1 protein-coding gene is annotated in these 391 nt (G+C 62.4%); it reads left to right on the top strand.

Translation table 11 applies throughout. The features are described from left to right. Window positions 1–100: 100 nt before the first annotated feature. Window positions 101–283, top strand: a complete 183-nt coding sequence (locus EXE45_RS18210; protein ID WP_137695145.1) for a hypothetical protein — start codon at window positions 101–103, stop codon at window positions 281–283. Window positions 284–391 lie beyond the last annotated feature (108 nt).

The raw sequence follows: 391 nt of genomic DNA, 5'->3' as shown, positions 1-391 counted from the left end.
GAAGCGTACCGGCCGGGAAGCCCCGTCATCGTAGTTCCCGCGAGCAGCCACATCGCGGACGACCGGAAGAAATTCCTGTGTTCTGACTGATTCGTTACACATGCCCTCCGAGATCGGTGGTCACTCGACTCGCGTGTACGCGGTCCAGACCGGCTTCTGGACGGTCGTCGTTGCCGTGGTCGCGAGCGCCGTCGGATACGGGAACTCCGTCACGTTGGCCGGTATCGGCATCGGTGGCGCGATTCTGGTTAGCGCGGTCGCCCTGGAACTCGCCGAGCGGTAGGCACGCAGCGATTACGGTCGGATCGAGATAGGCCACACGTGGTGGATTTCGGCGGTGCGCGCGCTCCTGTCACTTCATCTCTTGTCGGATGTGCTTATCGACCTGTCT

The organism is Halorubrum sp. SP9 (assembly GCF_005435015.1).
Taxonomy (GTDB): domain Archaea; phylum Halobacteriota; class Halobacteria; order Halobacteriales; family Haloferacaceae; genus Halorubrum; species Halorubrum sodomense.
This window is presented reverse-complemented; position numbering and strand designations above follow the sequence as displayed.